Origin of the sequence: Micromonospora palythoicola, from assembly GCF_036689795.1 — a bacterium.
In the GTDB taxonomy this organism is placed as follows: Bacteria; Actinomycetota; Actinomycetes; order Mycobacteriales; family Micromonosporaceae; genus Micromonospora; species Micromonospora palythoicola.
Map to the genome: position 1 here is coordinate 1 of NZ_JBAGKI010000047.1, position 14904 is coordinate 14904.

General features: G+C 73.4%; 13 protein-coding genes. 11 read left to right on the top strand and 2 right to left on the bottom strand.

The features are described 5' to 3' along the window. Positions 1-103: 103 nt before the first annotated feature. Together V5O40_RS19620 and V5O40_RS19625 are read right to left on the bottom strand one after the other, a co-directional pair. Positions 104-859 (bottom strand): anti-sigma factor, encoded by a 756-nt coding sequence (locus tag V5O40_RS19620; protein ID WP_332906823.1) that lies wholly within the window; start codon positions 857-859, stop codon positions 104-106. Continuing rightward, positions 813-1415: an RNA polymerase sigma factor gene (locus V5O40_RS19625; RefSeq protein WP_332906858.1), complete on the bottom strand. Its 603-nt coding sequence runs from the start codon at positions 1413-1415 to the stop codon at positions 813-815. Before V5O40_RS19625 ends, V5O40_RS19620 begins: the two co-directional genes overlap by 47 nt. A gap of 230 nt (positions 1416-1645) precedes the next feature. On the opposite strand from V5O40_RS19625, the gene V5O40_RS19630 reads away from it, so the two are divergent. The 11 genes from V5O40_RS19630 to gatA all read left to right on the top strand — a co-directional run bounded on the left by V5O40_RS19630 (position 1646) and on the right by gatA (position 14816). Then, a complete protein-coding gene (locus V5O40_RS19630) occupies positions 1646-2476 on the top strand; it encodes a DUF4397 domain-containing protein (protein ID WP_281580252.1) in 831 nt (276 codons plus the stop codon). Continuing rightward, positions 2473-3123, top strand: a complete 651-nt coding sequence (locus tag V5O40_RS19635) for a class F sortase (protein ID WP_332906824.1) — start codon at positions 2473-2475, stop codon at positions 3121-3123. Before V5O40_RS19630 ends, V5O40_RS19635 begins: the two co-directional genes overlap by 4 nt. Positions 3124-3183: 60 nt before the next feature. Next, entirely contained in the window at positions 3184-4359 is a 1176-nt protein-coding gene (locus tag V5O40_RS19640; protein WP_332906825.1) for a cysteine desulfurase family protein, read from the top strand. A gap of 48 nt (positions 4360-4407) precedes the next feature. Beyond that, positions 4408-5481 (top strand): tRNA 2-thiouridine(34) synthase MnmA, encoded by a 1074-nt coding sequence (mnmA, locus tag V5O40_RS19645; RefSeq protein ID WP_332906826.1) that lies wholly within the window; start codon positions 4408-4410, stop codon positions 5479-5481. 109 nt (positions 5482-5590) lie between these two features. Continuing rightward, positions 5591-6589, top strand: coding sequence for a uroporphyrinogen decarboxylase/cobalamine-independent methonine synthase family protein (locus tag V5O40_RS19650; RefSeq protein ID WP_332906827.1), 999 nt, complete (start codon positions 5591-5593; stop codon positions 6587-6589). A 36-nt stretch (positions 6590-6625) separates the two neighbouring features. Further along, entirely contained in the window at positions 6626-6994 is a 369-nt protein-coding gene (locus V5O40_RS19655; RefSeq protein WP_332906828.1) for a VOC family protein, read from the top strand. Positions 6995-7096: 102 nt separating this feature from the next. After that, a complete protein-coding gene (locus tag V5O40_RS19660) occupies positions 7097-8122 on the top strand; it encodes an ADP-ribosylglycohydrolase family protein (protein WP_332906829.1) in 1026 nt (341 codons plus the stop codon). A 42-nt stretch (positions 8123-8164) separates the two neighbouring features. After that, positions 8165-10297 (top strand): NAD-dependent DNA ligase LigA, encoded by a 2133-nt coding sequence (gene ligA / locus V5O40_RS19665; protein ID WP_332906830.1) that lies wholly within the window; start codon positions 8165-8167, stop codon positions 10295-10297. A 144-nt stretch (positions 10298-10441) separates the two neighbouring features. Then, complete coding sequence (locus V5O40_RS19670) at positions 10442-12880, top strand: putative bifunctional diguanylate cyclase/phosphodiesterase (RefSeq protein WP_332906831.1); 2439 nt, start codon at positions 10442-10444, stop codon at positions 12878-12880. A 158-nt stretch (positions 12881-13038) separates the two neighbouring features. Continuing rightward, positions 13039-13344: an Asp-tRNA(Asn)/Glu-tRNA(Gln) amidotransferase subunit GatC gene (gene gatC, locus V5O40_RS19675; RefSeq protein ID WP_088995614.1), complete on the top strand. Its 306-nt coding sequence runs from the start codon at positions 13039-13041 to the stop codon at positions 13342-13344. Next, the gene (gatA, locus tag V5O40_RS19680) at positions 13341-14816 is read left to right on the top strand and encodes an Asp-tRNA(Asn)/Glu-tRNA(Gln) amidotransferase subunit GatA (RefSeq protein WP_332906832.1); all 1476 of its coding nucleotides are present in this window, start codon (positions 13341-13343) and stop codon (positions 14814-14816) included. Before gatC ends, gatA begins: the two co-directional genes overlap by 4 nt. Positions 14817-14904 lie beyond the last annotated feature (88 nt).

Below are 14904 nucleotides of genomic sequence, written 5' to 3' on the forward strand. Positions count from 1 at the left end.
CCCCCCCCAACCCCCCCCCCCCCCGCCGCGGGGGCCCGCGGCTGTGTCGTCGGTGGCACACGGGAGCTGCTCGGCGGGCCGGGGAGCTGAACCGGCCCGCCGATCAGCCCGTCAGGGAGCCCCGCAGGAGGCTGTCGCCGGAGTGGGCGGTGTCGTTGTCGAACTCCTCGGCCGAGACGTCGACGACCGAGTACTGCCCCAGGTCCACGTTCGGCGGCAACGGCAGCAGCACGTCGGAGCCGTCGCCGAGCACACCGACCGAGAACATCTCCATGTTCCGCGGATTGATGAGCCAGACCTCGTAGTACCCCGGTACGGCCGGGAGATTCGCCACGTGCAGATGCAACTCGCCGCTGCCCAGCACCCGCGCGTCACCCCGGGCCGTCGGCGGAGTCGAACCGTACGCCGCCAGGGGCGCGCTGGCCAGCACCGTCGGCTCGGCGGGCGTACCGCCGTCGCGCAGCACGGCGGCGGTGCCGATCACCGCGACGGTGGCGGCGGCGACCGCCGTGACCGCCGTGGTGGCCAGCCGGGACCAGCGGCCGCGCCGGGACCGGCGCGGCACCGACGGAGTGTCGGTGGTGACCGGGTCGGTCCCGCCCGGCCGCTGCCGGTCGGCGAGGCGGGGCAGTTCCTCCGCCGCCGTGATCTCGGCCATGATGCCCTGCCAGAGGTGCTCCGGCGGGTCGGGCAGATCACGCAGTTCCTGACCGGCGGCACCGAGGCCGGCGACGTGGCGCAGGCTGTCCAACTCGGCCCGGCAGTGCGGGCAGGCGTCGAGATGGGTGCGGTCGGAGACGTCCACCTCACTCTCACCGAGCGCCAGAAATACCAGCCGGTCGTGCTCCAGGTGCTGCACCGTCCACCTCCCATCTGCGCTTCAGACTCGCCATGCCCCGCCGGATGTGACTCTTGACCGTGCCGAGCGGCACTCCGGTCATCGTCGCGATCTGCTGGTGGGTCAGGTCGTCGAAGAAGGCCAATTCCAGCATGCGCCGCTGCTCGTCCGGCAGCCGCGCCAGTTCGTCGGCCACCACCAGCCGGTCGACCACGGTGTCCGGGTCGCTGCCGGCGGGTGCCGGCTCGGGCAGTTGGCGCACGGTGTCGACCACCCGGTTCTCCCGGGCGGCGGACCGGAGCCGGTCGATCACCTTGCGCCGGCCGATGCCGAGCAACCAGCCGACGAGCGAGCCCTTCGCCGGATCGAAGGTCTCCCGGCCGAGCCAGGCGGCGACGAACGTGGCCTGGGTCGCGTCCTCCGCGTCGCTGCGGTTGACAAGCGTGCTGGTGGCCAGGTGGAGAACTGCCCGACCGTAACGGTCGTACGCCTCACGCAGTGCCAGCTCGTCGCCGGCCCGGAAACGCTGGGCCAGCTCGTCCTCGGGTGTGCCCGGTTGCTGCCGGATCCCGGTCACGGGACGGTTCGCCTGGTTGGGGGCATGCCCGACTGTAGCTCGCACCGGCGCCGTCCCCTCTGTCAGCCCAGCGTCTTGTCGACCTCACTACGTCGGGCCGGTGCCTGGCGGATGCGGTTGCCGCCGCAGAAAGAAAGTCGCCGCCGCCCGCATCCGGCCGGCGAGCTGCCGGCGTAACTCGGGGTGCACAGCAAGCATGACGAAGTGGCACGAAACATCAGGAGGCAGACATGCAGTTCGCGTACCTTCGTCGCGTCGCCGCCGGTGGCGCGGTCGCCGCGCTGACCTTCGTCGGCGCCGGCATCGCGACGGCGACCCCGGCGTACGCCGCCGACTCGAAGGTCTCCGTCGTGCACGGCATCCCGGACACCCCGGTCGACGTCTACGTCAACGGGGAGAAGACCCTGGAGAACTTCGAGCCCGGTGACGTGGCCGGTCCGCTGGACCTGCCCGAGGGGCAGTACGACCTCGCGCTGACCAGGCCGGGTGAGCCGATCGGCGACGCCATCCTCACCGCCGACGACGCCGAGGTGCCCGGTGGGGCGAACATCAGCATCGCCGCCCACCTCAACGCCGACGGCGAGCCGACCATCACCCCCTTCGTCAACGACACCGCGAAGGTCGACGCCGGCAAGGCCCGGCTGATCGTCCGGCACACGGCCGCCGCCCCGGCCGTGGACGTGCGGGCCGGCGGCAGCCCGGTCTTCGAGGGCCTGACCAACCCGAACGAGGCCAAGGGCGACGTGGACGCCGGCAGCGTCTCGGCGGACGTGGTGCTCGCCGGCACCGACACCGTGGTGATCGGGCCGGCCGACCTCAACCTGCGCGAGGGCACGGCGACGATCGTCTACGCCATCGGCTCCGCCGAGGCGGAGAACCTCTCCGTCGTCGCGCAGACCATCGACGGCCTGCACTCGGCGCCGTCCGGCGTGCCGAGCGGCACCGGCGGGCAGGCCGACACCGGTCTCGGCACCTGGTGGTACGCCCTGGCGGGAACCGGCCTCCTGCTGCTGGTCGCGGGCGGGGCGCGGGCGGCTGTCGTCCGGTCGGGTCGCCGGTGACCGTCGGCAACCGTGCGGCGCTGGCGGCGGTGGCCGCCGGCGCCGCCGCGCTCGCCGTCGCGGCGGTCGTGGCGGTCGTGTCCAGGCCGGCGGGAAGCGTCGGCACCGAGCGGGCCGCCGCCCTGGCCAGCCCCACCCCGTCGCGCACCGGACCGGCCGTGGCGGTGGTCCCCGGCGCGCTGCCGGGCGACGCCGAACCGGTGCGCCCGGTCCGGTTGCGCATCCCGGCGATCGGGGTCACCGCGCGGGTCGACCCGGTCGGCGTGAACGAGCGCACCCAGGAGTTCGACGTGCCGCCAAGCGTCGACGAGATCGGCTGGTACCGCTACGGCCCCGGGCTGGAGGCCGAGTCCGGCTCGGTGGTGATCGCCGGGCACGTCGACAGCGCCGATCAGGGCAAGGGTGCCTTCTACCGGCTGCGGGAACTGGCACCGGGGGACACCGTGACGGCCACCGGTGAGGACGGGACCGAGCGGACCTACCGGGTGGTGGCCCGGGAGGAGTACGACAAGACGAAGATTCCGCTGGAGCGGTACTTCGCCCGCGACGGGCGTCCCCGCCTGACCCTCATCACCTGTGGCGGGCCGTTCGACGCCGAGGCTCGCCGCTACCGGGACAACATCGTGGTGACCGCCGCCCCGGTTTGACGTCCCGTCAGGCAATCCGGTCTGCGCTCGGCATCGGAGTGGTCGTTAGGCTGAATCGTGATGGCTTACCTGGATCATGCCGCGACCACTCCGATGCTCGACGAGGCGTTGGAGGCGTACGTCGCGACCGCCCGCGAGGTCGGCAACGCGTCTTCCCTGCACGCGTCCGGCCGGCGCGCCCGTCGCCGGGTGGAGGAGTCGCGGGAGCGGGTGGCCGCCGTACTCGGGGCCCGACCGTCCGAGGTGATCTTCACCGGTGGTGGTACCGAGAGTGACAACCTCGCGGTGAAGGGCATCTTCTGGGCCCGCCGGGCCGCCGAGGCCGGGCGGCGCCGGGTGATCTCCAGCGCCGTCGAACACCACGCCGTTCTCGACGCGGTGGAGTGGCTGGACCGGCACGAGGGTGCCGAGGTGGGCTGGCTGTCCGTCGACGGGTCCGGCCGGTTGCACCCGGACGCACTCCGCACCGAGCTGGCCGAACACGGCGACCGCGCGGCGCTGGTCACCGCCATGTGGGCCAACAACGAGGTGGGCACCGTCCAGCGGATCGCCGAGCTGGCCGCCGTGGCCGCCGAGTACGGGGTGCCGTTCCACACCGACGCCATCCAGGCGGTCGGGCAGGTGCCCGTCGACTTCGCCGCCAGCGGCGTCGCCGCGCTCACCGTGACCGGTCACAAGCTCGGCGGCCCGGTCGGCGTCGGCGCGTTGCTGCTCGGTCGGGACGTGGCGGCGGTACCGCTGCTGCACGGCGGTGGACAGGAACGGGACGTGCGTTCCGGCACCCTCGACGCGGCCGGCATCGTCGCCTTCGCGGTCGCCGTCGAAGCGGCCGTCAAGGGCCAGCAGGAGTACGCGGCCGGGTTGGCCGCGCTCCGTGACGACCTGGTGCGGCGGGTCCGTCAGGCGGTCCCCGAGGTGGTCTTCAACGGTGATCCGACCGATCGGTTGCCCGGCAACGCGCACTTCTCCTTCCCCGGCTGCGAGGGGGACGCGCTGCTGCTCCTGCTGGACGCCCAGGGCATCGCCTGTTCGACCGGCTCGGCGTGCTCGGCGGGGGTGGCGCAGCCCTCCCACGTGCTGCTGGCGATGGGCGCGGACGACGACCGGGCCCGCTCGTCGCTGCGCTTCTCCCTCGGCCACACCAGCACCACCGCCGACGTCGACGCGCTCATCGCCGCCCTACCGGGGGCTGTGGAACGGGCCCGGCGGGCGGCGGCGCCGCGTACGCCCCGTTGAGCCGGTGCCGGGCGGGGATAGGCTCGACGGGAAGGGAGAGTGGTCCGGGTGAGGGTGTTGGCGGCGATGTCCGGCGGCGTGGATTCCGCCGTGGCGGCGGCGCGGGCGGTGCGGGCCGGGCATGACGTGATCGGCGTGCACCTGGCGTTGGCGCGCAACCCGCAGACCTACCGCACGGGGGCCCGGGGCTGCTGCACGCTGGAGGACTCGCGGGACGCCCGGCGCGCCGCCGACGTGCTCGGGATCCCGTTCTACGTCTGGGACATGGCCGACCGCTTCCACGCCGACGTGGTCGACGACTTCGTCGCCGAGTACGCGGCGGGGCGTACCCCCAACCCGTGCCTGCGCTGCAACGAGAAGATCAAGTTCGCCGCGGTGCTGGACCGGGCGGTGGCCCTGGGATTCGACGCGGTGGTCACCGGTCACCACGCCCGGCTCGGCCCCGACGGCCTGCTGCGCCGCAGTGTCGACGCGGCCAAGGACCAGTCGTACGTGCTGGCCGTGCTCACCCGTGAGCAGTTGGACCGTTCGATGTTCCCGCTGGGCGACTCGACGAAGGCGCAGGTCCGCCAGGAGGCCGCCGAGCGCGGGCTCGCCGTCGCCGACAAGCCGGACTCGCACGACATCTGCTTCATCGCCGACGGCGACACCCGGGGTTTCCTGGCCCAGCGCCTCGGCGAGACGCCCGGCGACGTGGTCGACGCCACCACCGGTGCGGTGGTGGGGCAGCACGCCGGCGCGTACGCGTACACCGTCGGCCAGCGGCGCGGTCTGCACCTGGACCGGCCGGCCCCGGACGGCCGGCCCCGCTACGTGCTCTCCATCACGCCGACGACGAACACCGTCACCGTCGGCCCGGCGGAGGCGCTGGAGGTCGGCACGGTGCGGGCCGCCCGCCCGGTCTGGACCGGAGGGCCGCGACCCGACGGCCCGATCGAGTGCGAGGTGCAGTTGCGCGCCCACGGCGTGGTGGTGCCCGCCGCCGTCACGGTCGACGCCGACACCCTGCACGCCGACCTGCACCGCCCGGTGCGCGGCGTCGCCGCCGGCCAAGCCATCGTCGCCTACCGCCCCGACCCCGCCGGCGACATCGTCCTCGGCTCCGCCACCATCACCGACTGACCGCCATCTCTGGCGTTGATCAAGAAGTTTGCGTCAGCCGCAAGCCGGAATCGTGACCGGAACTTCTTGATCAACAGGTGGCTGAGGTGTCCACGGGTAGGCTGCGGCGGTGAGTGATCTGGGGTTGCCGTGGACGGTGGGTGCGGCGACGGGGCTGGGGTCGTTGCCGGGAACCGACATCGCCGAGGCGCAGCGGATCGTCCTCGGTGAGCTGCCCGCCCTTCCTCATCTGCCGGAGCTGCCGGCCCGGGGGCCGGGTGCGGACCTGGTCGGGCGCACCGGCGGTCTGCTGGTGGAGTTGCCGATCGAGCTGTACGCGGCGCGGTGGCGGGTGGCTCCGCGTCCCGGCCGCGACCTGCGCCGGGCCCGCGACCTGATGGAACGCGACCTGGACCAGCTCGCCGAGCAGGCCGAGGAGTACGCCGGCCCACTCAAGATCCAGGCGGCCGGACCGCTGACCCTGGCCGCCTCGATCGAGCTGCCGATCGGCGGTCGGATGCTGCGCGACCCCGGCGCGCTGCGGGACCTGACCGGCTCGCTGGCCGAAGGGCTGCGCGGCCACGTGGAGGCGGTGAGCCGTCGGCTGCCGCGCGCCTCGGTGCTGCTGCAACTGGACGAGCCGGGCCTGCCGGCGGTGCTGGCCGGCCGGGTTCCCACCGAGAGCGGCCTCGGTGCCTACCGGGCGGTGGAGTCGGGCGACGCCCGTACGTTGCTGAGCACGGTGATCGAGGCGGTCGGGGTGCCGACCGTGGTGCACTGCTGCGCCCCGGACGTGCCGCTGGAGCTGCTCCGCTCCGCCGGAGCGATCGGTGCCGCGCTCGACCTGAGCCTGCTCACCGACCTCGACCCGCTCGGTGAGGCGCTCGACGCCGGGTTCGGGCTGCTGGCCGGTGCCGCGCCGACGACGCCGAACGGTCGGGCACCGACCTCGGCCGACCTGGCCGACCGGGTTCGCACCCTCTGGGACCGCCTCGGGTTCCCGCGCCGCAGGCTCGCCGAGCAGGTGGTGGTGACCCCCGCCTGTGGCCTGGCCGGTGCCGACGCCGCATACGCTCGGGCGGTTCTGGCGGCCTGTCGGGACGCCGGCCGCCGGCTGTCCGAGCAGTGAGGTTTTCCGTCGTACCCACCGGGCACGATGCTCGCCATGATTGGACAGCTGCGTTCGACGGTGATCGACTGTCCCGACCCACGCGCGTTGGCCGGCTTCTACTCGGAGCTGCTCGGCCTGCCGCTGATCGGGGACAACTCCGACGATGACGAGTGGGTGGTGCTCGGCGGGCCGCCCGGCCACCAACCCCGGCTGGCCTTCCAGCGGGCCCTAGACCTGCGCCCGCCGGCCTGGCCGGATCCGGCGCGGCCCCAGCAGTTCCACCTCGACGTGACGGTCGACGACATCGAGGCGGCGGAGCAGGCGGCCCTGGCCCTGGGCGCCCGCCGGCTACCCGGCGAGGGCGAGGGCTTCCGGGTCTACGCCGACCCGGCCGGACACCCCTTCTGCCTCTGCTGGGACTGACCGCCCGGCCTGCCGTGCCGACCTCGGTCGGACCGGCAGGCCGACGGTGGTGGTCCGACCGGGTGCTGCGCGGACTTGCCGGCGGCGGGCATCATCACGGTCATGATCAGCCCTGCGCCGCAGCGCGTCGCCGGCTCGCTCTTCGGGCTCGCCTTCGGTGACGCCCTCGGCAAGCCCACCGAGTTCCTCACCGTCGCCGAGATCGACAGGCGCTACGGGCCCACCGGTCCGCGTGAGCTGGTCGGTGACCCGGCGCTGGTCACCGACGACACCCAGATGGCGTTGGCGGTGGGTTGGGCGCTGCACGACGCGCCGGCGTACACCGCCGAGGCCGTGGAGCCGCTGCTGCGCCGCCGGTTCCTGGACTGGGCGGCCAGCCCGGACAACAACCGCGCGCCGGGGATGACCTGCCTGCGGGCCTGCGCCGAACTGTCCCGGGACCTGCCCTGGCAGCAGGCCACCGAGGCCGGCTCGAAGGGGTGTGGCGCGAACATGCGGGTCACCCCGGTCGGGCTGCTCGACGTCGACCTGGACACCCTGGCCGGGCTGGCCCAGCTCCAGGCCGGCCTGACCCACGGACACCCGACCGGGCTGGCGGCGAGCGAGCTGACCGCGTACGCCGTGCGGCTGCTCGTCGACGGCGCTCCGCTGACCGACCTCCCCGGCCTGCTCACCGCCCGGGGTCGGCAGCAGCGCACGGTCTACCGGGCCGACTGGCTCGGTGAGCTGTGGCAACGGCCGGGCGAGCGGACGCCGCAGGAGTTCATCGCCCGCGGTTGGGACGAGTGCCTCCGGGCGCTGGGTCGACTCGACGCGGCCCTGGCCGCCCCGGATGACGGCGACGATCCGTGCCGGGTCACCGGTGCGGGCTGGATCGCGGAGGAGGCGCTCACGGCGGCCCTGTACTGCGCACTCCGGCATCCGGACGCCCCGGTCGACGCGCTGGCCCGGGGTGCGCGGAGCGCCGGAGACTCCGACTCGATCGCCGCCCTCGCCGGAGCCTTCGTCGGCGCGGCCCACGGGATGGCCGGTTGGCCGGCGGACTGGGCCGGCCGGATCGAGTACGCCGATCAACTCGCCGCGCTGGCCGCACGGTTGTCCCACCCGGGGGATACCGTGCGGGGGTAGCACGATCACGGGAGGTCGACAGCGGTGTCCGGAGGCGGCAGGGTGTCCGAGGAAGCGGTTCCCCAGCAGGTCGATGCGGCGCAGGAGGCCGCCGGTCCCGAGCCGACGCCGCAGGCGCGGGAGCGGCACACCACGCTCAGCCAGGAACTGACCGAGCACCAGTACCGCTACTACGTGCTCGACGCCCCGACCGTCTCCGACGCCGACTTCGACCGCCAACTACGCGAGCTGGAGGCGCTGGAGGCGGAGTTCCCGGCGCTGCGCACCCCGGATTCACCGACCCAGCGGGTCGGTGGCACGTTCTCCACCGACTTCACACCGGTCGCGCACGCCGAACGGATGATGTCGCTGGACAACGCCTTCGCCGACGAGGAGCTGGCCGCCTGGGCGGAGCGGGTCGAGCGGGACGCCGGTGGTCCGGCACCTTATCTGTGCGAGCTGAAGGTCGACGGGCTGGCGATCAACCTCACCTACGAAGGCGGCCGGCTGGTTCGCGCGGCCACCCGCGGCGACGGCCGCACCGGCGAGGACGTCACCGCGAACGTACGCAGCATCCGGGACGTGCCGGGTCGGCTGACCGAGTCGGCGGAGTTCGGACCGGCCCCCGAGTTCATCGAGGTGCGGGGCGAGATCTACTTTCCGGTGGCCGCCTTCGCCGATCTCAACGCCGGTCTGGTCGAGCAGGGCAAGGCGCCCTTCGCCAACCCGCGAAACGCCGCGGCCGGCAGTCTGCGGCAGAAGGATCCACGGATCACCGCCTCCCGCCCGCTGCGCCTGGTGGTGCACGGCATCGGCGCCCGCCGCGGCTTCCAGCCGGCCACCCAGTCCGAGTCGTACGCGGCGTTGCAGGGCTGGGGGCTGCCCACCAGCGACCGCTGGCGGGTGGTGCCCGACCTGGCCGGCGTCCGGGACTACATCGCGCACTACGCGGCGCACCGGCACGACGTCGAGCACGAGATCGACGGCGTGGTGGTGAAGGTCGACCCGGTGCCCATCCAGGGACGGCTGGGTTCCACCAGCCGGGCGCCACGTTGGGCGATCGCCTTCAAGTACCCGCCGGAGGAGGTCAACACCACCCTGCTCGACATCGAGGTCGAGGTCGGGCGGACCGGTCGGGTCACGCCTCGGGCGGTGCTCCAGCCGGTCCGGGTGGCCGGCTCCACCGTCGAGTACGCGACCCTGCACAACGCCCGCGAGGTCGAGCGCAAAGGGGTCCTGATCGGCGACACGGTGGTGATCCGCAAGGCCGGTGACGTGATCCCCGAGGTGCTCGGTCCGGTGGTCGACCTGCGTCCGCCGGACGCCCGACCGTTCGTCATGCCGACCACCTGCCCGGCCTGCGGGACGCCGCTCGCGCCCGCCAAGGAGGGCGACGTCGACATCCGCTGCCCCAACTCGCGCAGTTGCCCCGCGCAGCTGCGGGAGCGGGTGTTCCACCTGGCCGGGCGGGGCGCCTTCGACATCGAGGCCCTCGGCTACAAGAGCGGTGCCGCGCTGCTCGACGCGCAGATCATCACCGACGAGGGTGACCTCTTCTCGCTCGACGCCGAGCGGCTGGCCCGTGCGCCGTTCTTCGTCAACAAGGACGGCAGCCTCGGCAGCAACGCCGTCAAGCTGCTCGACAATCTCGCCACGGCCCGGGAGCGCGACCTGTGGCGGGTGCTGGTGGCCCTGTCGATCCGGCACGTCGGGCCGACCGCCGCGCAGGCCTTGGCCCGACACTTCCGGTCCATCGAGGCGGTCGACCGGGCGACCGAGGAGGAACTCTCCTCAGTCGACGGTGTCGGCCCGACCATCGCCGCCAGCATCCGCGAGTGGTTCGCCGTCGACTGGCACCGGGAGGTGGTCCGCAAGTGGGCCGAGGCGGGGGTCCGCATGGCGGAGGAGGCGGTGCAGGAGGGGCCACGTCCGCTGGAGGGGGTGACCGTGGTGGTGACCGGCACCCTCGGCGGCTTTTCGCGGGACCAGGCGGCGGAGGCGATTCAGTCCCGGGGCGGCAAGGTCAGCGGCTCGGTGTCGAAGAAGACCGGCTTCGTGGTGGTGGGCGACAACCCCGGCTCCAAGGCGGACAAGGCGGCGAGCCTGAAGGTGCCCGTGCTCGACGAGGAGGGCTTCCGGGTGCTCCTCGACGCCGGCCCCGAGGCGGCCCGGCAGGTGGCCCGGGTGGAGGAGTGACGATCTTTACGGCACTGTGCCGGATACCAACTTAATCACGACTACGACCGGTTCGTGACTGTCGCGCCGGGTTGATGGGCGGTGGGGCGTTTCATTGGGGCACGGCGCGTGAGACCACGGGCCGGTCTCGTGCCGGGAGGTGTGATGGAGTCGCCCGATCCGCGCAACCTCGTCCCGCCCGGGCGTACCGCGCAGTTCTCCACCTTCGTCGCGGCCGTACTCGCGGTGGCCGTGCTCGTCTCGGCCGGCGGGCTGGTGTCGTTCGTCTCGACCCTGCCCGACCTGCCGGCGGCGTTCTGGACGATGGCGGTGCTCGCCGTGGCCTGCGACGCGCGGCCCTTCCTGCCGCCCGGGCGGGGGCAGTCCTCCTCGGCCGTTTTCCCCTCGACCTGCTTCACCTTCGCGATCCTGCTCGGCTGGGGGCTCGGCCCCGCGGTCGCGGTGCAGGCGGTCGCCGTGGTGGTGTCCGGGGTCAGGATGCGGCACGCGCCCTGGCGGACGGCCTTCAACGCGGGGCAGTACGCCTGCTCGCTGGCGGCGGCGTACGCGATCACCCGGCTCGGCCCCGGCGGCATCTACGACGGCGCGGCGCTGGGCTGGACCGACATCGTCGCGATCGGCGGCGCCGGAGTCGCCTGGTTCGCGGTCAACTACGGGCTGGTCACCACGGCGGTGCGGCTGCGCTTCGGGGAGCGGTGGTGGCCCAACGCGTGGCACGGCCTGCCCTTCGAGCTGCTCTCCACCGGCTCGTTGCTGCTGCTCGCGCCGGTGCTGGTCACCGCCGCCAGGGCCAGCGCCGCCCTGGTGCCGCTGGTGCTGGTGCCGCTGTTCGCGGTCTACCGGATGGCCCGGCTCACCGTGGAGCAGCATCAGTTGGCCGCACTCGACCCGCTCACCGGCCTGCCCAACCGCAAGGCACTGCTGGCGGAGGTCAACGAACAGGTGCACCGGCACGCGGAGCGCGCCGCCCGGGGAGAGCCCGCGACGCGCCTCGCCCTGCTGCTCATCGACCTGGACCGGTTCAAGAACGTCAACGACGCGCTCGGCCACGCGGTCGGTGACCGGCTGCTGGTGGAGGTGAGCGCCCGGTTGACAAGCGTGGTCGCGCCGCCGCAGATGGTCGCGCGGCTCGGCGGCGACGAGTTCGCGATCGTGATGACCGGGCTCAGCGAGGTCGGCGAGGCCCGTTCGTTGGCCGACCAGGTCGTCCAGGCGCTCGCCGAACCGGTGTCGCTGGACGGGCTGCCGCTGGACGTCGGCGGGTCCATCGGCATCGCCCTGTTTCCGGATCACGGGGAGGACTTCGCCACCCTGATGCGGCACGCGGACGTGGCGATGTACGACGCGAAGCACCGCAACGACACCGTCGCCGTCTACACCGCCGAGTCCGACCACAACTCCGCCGAGCGGCTGGGGCTGCTGGCCGACCTGCGCCGGGTGCTGGAGGTCGGCGCGTCGGTGCGGCACGACGGGTCCGCGTCGGCCGGCCCGACCGCCGTGCGCGGCGGCGACGGCGCGGTGCTGCCCACCTCCGTGCCGGCGGAGGAGCCGGCCGGCACCCGATGGTGGGATCGGCGGCGACGCCGCCCCCGGGTGGTGCGGCACGACGACGAGCTGATCGCCCGGATCATCACCGGGGCCGACCCGACCCTGCGCCGGGCGGCCCGCGACGCCGATCCGGACGCCGCGACGGCCGGCGGGGCGGTGTGGTCCGGGGCACGCGCCGGTGACCAGTCGGACCTCGGCGATGGGACGGAATCCACCGCCGAGAATCGTTCCGGTGCCGAGCCGGGCACGGACGCGGGCGAGATCACGATGTATTACCAGCCGCAGGTCGCCATCGCCACCGGTGAGGTGGTCGGGGTGGAGGCGCTGCTGCGCTGGCGGCATCCGCGCCGGGGGATGGTCGACCCGGAGGAGCTGATCCGGGTCGCCGAACAGAGCGCGGTGATGCGGCTGCTCACCCGCCGGGTCGTCGACGACGTGGTGGAGCAACTCGCCAAGTGGTCCGCGGCCGGCCTCGGACTGCGGGCGGCGTTGAACGTCAGCGTGCGGGACCTGCACACCGGTGAGATCGCCGACCAGATCGCCGACCGGCTCACCCGCTACGGGGTGGCACCGGAGCGGCTGCAACTGGAGATCACCGAGGGTGCGCTGATGGCCGACCCACGTCGGGTGCTGACCACCATCACCCGGCTGCACCGGATCGGGGTGGGCATCGCGCTCGACGACTTCGGTACCGGTTACTCGTCCCTCCAGCACCTGCGCCGACTGCCGCTGTCGGAGGTGAAGGTGGACCGCTCGTTCGTCCTCGGCATGACCGAGGACGCCGACGACGCGGCGATCGTCCGCTCCACCATCGAACTGGCCAAGGCGCTGGGGCTCCGGGTGGTGGCCGAGGGCGTGGAGGACGAGCGGACCTGGCGGATGCTGCACGCGGCCGGCTGCGACGCCGCCCAGGGCTGGTTCTACGCCCGGCCGATGCCGGCGGAGGAACTGGCCGCCTGGCTGGCCCGGTACCGTCCGCTGCGCCCACTCGGCGGCCACGACGAGGCGGACATTCCCCGACGGCACGCCCGCTGATCCGGCCGGGCCGGGACCGGCCGCATCGGGTGCTCGGGGAGGCGGCAACGGCCGGCCGGGCGGGAAACAATAGACTCGCTGCGGTCACCGCGTGTCGCGTACCCGGCAGCGGTGGGCGCAGGTCCGGCAGACGCAGCACAGCCACGAAGGGGGCACCGATGGCCGCCATCTCCCGCGAGGAGGTCGCGCACCTGGCGCGACTGTCGCGGCTCGCCGTGACGGAGGAGGAGCTGGACACCTTCGCCGGTCAGCTCGACGTGATCCTCCAAGCGGTCGCGCAGGTGGGCGAGGTCGCCGCCGCGGACATCCCGCCGACCTCCCACTCGGTGCCGCTGACGAACGTGCTCCGCGAGGACGTCGTGACGCCGTGCCTGACCCCGGAGGAAGCGTTGTCGGGTGCCCCCGACGCGGAGGAGCAGCGGTTCCGCGTACCGCGGATCCTGGACGAGGATGTGGCCTCATGACCGACGTCACCGCAATGACCGCGACGCAGATCGCCGGGCTCGTCGCCACCGGTGCCGCCTCCGCCGTCGAGGTCACCCAGGCCCACCTGGACCGGATCGCCGCCGTCGACGGCCGGGTCAACGCCTTCCTGCACGTCGACACCGAGGGCGCGCTGGCCGCCGCCCGCGACGTCGACGCCCGCCGGGCGGCCGGCGAGGAACTGGGGCCGCTGGCCGGTGTGCCGGTCGCAGTCAAGGACGTCCTCACCACCAAGGGGGTGCCGACCACGGTCGGCTCGAAGATCCTTGAGGGCTGGCGTCCGCCGTACGACTCGACGATCGTGCAGCGGCTGCGCGCCGCCGGCACGGTGATGCTGGGCAAGACCAACATGGACGAGTTCGCGATGGGCTCCTCCACGGAGTACTCGGCGTACGGGCCGAGCCGCAACCCGTGGGACACCGACCGCATCCCGGGTGGCTCCGGCGGGGGAAGTGCGGCGGCGCTCGCCGCGTACGAGGCGCCGCTGGCGATCGGCTCGGACACCGGCGGTTCGATCCGCCAGCCGGGCGCGGTCACCGGCACCGTCGGCGCGAAGCCCACCTACGGCGGCACCTCCCGGTACGGGCTGGTGGCCTTCTCCTCCTCGCTGGACACCCCGGGCCCGTGCGCGCGTACCGTGCTCGACGCGGCGCTGCTGCACGCGGCGATCGGCGGGCACGACCCGCGTGACTCCACCTCCATCCCGGCCCCGGTGCCGGACGTGGTGGCCGCGGCGAAGCTCGGCGCGACCGGTGACCTGAGCGGGGTACGGCTCGGCATCGTCACCGAGTTCGGCGGCGAGGGCGCGGAGCCGGGCGTGATGGCCGCCTTCAACGAGGCCGTCGACACGCTCACCAAGCTCGGCGCGGAGATCGTCGAGATCTCCTGCCCGCACTTCCGCTACGCCCTGCCGGCGTACTACCTGATCGCGCCCAGCGAGTGCTCCTCGAACCTGGCCCGCTTCGACGGTGTCCGGTTCGGGTTGCGGACCGGCGACGACGGCAACCGGTCGCTGGAGGAGGTCATGTCGCTGACCCGGGAGGCCGGCTTCGGCCCCGAGGTCAAGCGGCGCATCATGCTCGGCACGTACGCGCTCTCCTCGGGCTACTACGACGCCTACTACGGGCAGGCGCAGAAGGTGCGTACGCTGATCACCCGCGACTTCACCGCCGCGTTCGAGCGGGTCGACGCGCTGATCTCGCCGACCACCCCGTTCGTCGCCTTCCCGCTCGGCGCGCGCACCTCCGACCCGTACCAGATGTACCTGGCCGACCTGTTCACCATCCCGAGCAACCTGTACGGCGGGCCGGGCATCTCGGTGCCGTGCGGGCTCTCCGAGGGGCTGCCGGTCGGCCTGCAGGTGATGGCACCGACCCTGGCCGACGACCGGATGTACCGGGTCGCCGCCGCGCTGGAGAGCGCGGTCGGCACGCTCACGCCACCGACCATGTGAACGATCGTGCGCAGGCGGCCGACCGTCGCCCGCGCACGGCCTCGTCGCCCGCCCGGTGCGGCCACCCGGCCGCGCCGGGCGCGGTTGC

Bases quoted from the DNA above. Each gene is read 5' to 3' on its own strand.
- V5O40_RS19630 (WP_281580252.1), top strand. From the start codon at position 1,646: ATGCAGTTCGCGTACCTTCGTCGCGTCGCCGCCGGTGGCGCGGTCGCC.
- V5O40_RS19660 (WP_332906829.1), top strand. From the start codon at position 7,097: ATGATCAGCCCTGCGCCGCAGCGCGTCGCCGGCTCGCTCTTCGGGCTC.
- V5O40_RS19655 (WP_332906828.1), top strand. From the start codon at position 6,626: ATGATTGGACAGCTGCGTTCGACGGTGATCGACTGTCCCGACCCACGC.
- gatA (WP_332906832.1), top strand. From the start codon at position 13,341: ATGACCGACGTCACCGCAATGACCGCGACGCAGATCGCCGGGCTCGTC.
- V5O40_RS19670 (WP_332906831.1), top strand. From the start codon at position 10,442: ATGGAGTCGCCCGATCCGCGCAACCTCGTCCCGCCCGGGCGTACCGCG.
- V5O40_RS19640 (WP_332906825.1), top strand. From the start codon at position 3,184: ATGGCTTACCTGGATCATGCCGCGACCACTCCGATGCTCGACGAGGCG.
- gatC (WP_088995614.1), top strand. From the start codon at position 13,039: ATGGCCGCCATCTCCCGCGAGGAGGTCGCGCACCTGGCGCGACTGTCG.